The 1,954-nt window shown below is 59.4% G+C and carries 2 protein-coding genes; one reads left to right on the top strand and one right to left on the bottom strand.

Annotation, left to right across the window (positions count from 1 at the left end; all coding sequences use genetic code 11):
• On the bottom strand, window positions 1-846 hold an 846-nt coding region (locus ABIB80_RS39220), incomplete at its 3' end, for an IS110 family RNA-guided transposase (RefSeq protein ID WP_354129640.1).
• Between ABIB80_RS39220 and ABIB80_RS39215 the strand changes: the two genes are divergently transcribed.
• Window positions 816-980, top strand: a complete 165-nt coding sequence (locus ABIB80_RS39215) for a hypothetical protein (protein ID WP_354129641.1) — start codon at window positions 816-818, stop codon at window positions 978-980. The genes ABIB80_RS39220 and ABIB80_RS39215 overlap by 31 nt on opposite strands.
• Window positions 981-1,954 lie beyond the last annotated feature (974 nt).

Below are 1,954 nucleotides of genomic sequence, written 5' to 3'. Positions count from 1 at the left end.
TCCGGCCGCCTTCGTCGGAACAGGTGGCCGCCTTCGATCGGAATGCATGGTCGCGTTCAATCGGAATCCCTGGCCGCAATCCCCGGAATCCGCACGATGATCGGTGCCATGGATCTTGGCATAGCGGATGACGGCGAGCGCGCCAGCCGTGAACAGGCTGCGCAAATAGCGATCGCCTTGCTTGCTGATACTGCCAAGCTTGTCCTTGCCCCCGCTCGAGTTCTGCTTCGGCACGAGTCCTACCCAGGCCGAGAAGTCCCGTCCCGATCGGAAAGCCTTTGGATCCGCAATGCTGGCGACCAAGGCTGTTGCCAACGCCGGCCCGACGCCGGGGATCGCGTCCAGCCGTTTGCTCGTCGCGCTTGATCGATGCCAGGCGATGATGCGTCGGTCGAACTCCAGGATTTGAGCCTTCAATGCCCGCAACTGATTGCCGAGAGCAGCAAGACACGCACGGGCGACCTCGGGGAGCCGGTGGTCGGCTGTATCGGCGACGACTTCCAGCAGTTGCTCGACACCCCTGCGCCCGACAGGGGCGACAATCCCGAACTCGGCGAGATAGGCGCGGATTGAGTTCATCGCGGCCGTCTGCTGGCGGATGAAGAGATGGCGCGCCCGGTGAAGCATCAGACAGCTCTGTTGCTCGACCGTCTTGGTCGGCACGAACCGCATATTGGGTCGCGTGACCGCCTCGCAAATCGCCTCCGCGTCGGTGCTGTCGTTCTTCTGCCGCTTGACGTAGGGCTTCACATAGGCCGGAGGCATCAATCGCACCGTATGCCCCAACCCCTGCAGCTCGCGGGACCAATGGTGCGATGATGCGCAAGCTTCGATCCCACCAGGCATGGCGGCAGCTTCTGGAAAAACGCCAGGACGTACCGGCGCCGCAACTGACGGCGTACGACCACCTGGCCGGCTGCATCAACGCCATGCACTTGAAAGACCGACTTCGCGATATCCAGGCCGACTGTCGAAATTGACTGCATAGGCTGCTCCTCCGAATCGTGGGAGCCTCAGACGGCGCCCACTCCTTGGCACTTTCGTGCCGGTGGAGGAGCCGTCCACAGCATCAATACCGGCTCTGCGGCTCTAGAATGTTTGTGCCTCTAGGATCACAGTCGGCGATTTCTCCGCTATACTTGGTTTTCCGGAGCGGCGGGGGGTGCGTCATGGCGATTCCTCGGAATTATTTCCTGTATTTCACGGTTATCGTTCTCTCATGGCTCTTACACGCTAATGCCGAGACGCAGGCACAAGAGAGTTGTGCGAACCTCCAACATCAGCTTGGTGTCCTAAGGTCCTCTGGTGGCGCGGGCTCGCAGTGGGACTCATTCATTCAACAGCGTATGCAGCAGCTCGGTTGCTTAGGAGGGCAGCAGAAGCGCTCTGCTCCGCAAATTCCGGCCGGCAGCATGCAGTGCGGTAATGGATACTGCCAACCCGGCACTAAATGTGGAAGCGGCGGAGTGTGCATTCCGCAAGAGGCAGCGGACTGTGGTCAGAGCAGACATTGTCCAGCAGAGACAAAATGTGCAAGCGGAGACAAATGCGTGCCACTGAATGCGATAGACTGCGGCGATGGCAGATCGTGCTCGGCAGGGCAGAAATGTTCGGCTGGCGGAGGCTGCATCCCAGGAGAAGCGGTGGATTGCGGTTTGGGTAAATACTGCATTCCAGGAAGAGTTTGCGTCATCTCGAAACAGTGCAGCATTCTATCTTACTTTGCGAGTCGGAAAGATTCGCAGGGCGAAAGCGATTGGATGGAATGTGCCGGCGGTGACGCAACTCGTAGCATCGGCGCATGCACTAGGCTGCTGGATAATCCGAGCCAGAGCAACACCATCAAAGTCGAGACTTACGTACGCCTCCGATGGGGGCCGTCTTGCGTGAGGGTTGGTAATTCGCGAAGCGTGTGACCTTAAGTCTAGCTTTAAGGTCATCAGGCGATGCGGGT

The sequence above is a fragment of the Bradyrhizobium sp. i1.15.2 genome (assembly GCF_040548425.1).
GTDB lineage: Bacteria > Pseudomonadota > Alphaproteobacteria > Rhizobiales > Xanthobacteraceae > Bradyrhizobium > Bradyrhizobium canariense.
The sequence above is the reverse complement of the archived record's forward strand: the minus strand, read 5'-3'. Positions and strand labels throughout refer to the sequence as shown.

What these genes read in the sequence shown, in the direction of transcription:
- ABIB80_RS39215 (WP_354129641.1), top strand. Translation starts at nt 816, where the DNA reads ATGATGCGCAAGCTTCGATCCCACCAGGCATGGCGGCAGCTTCTGGAA.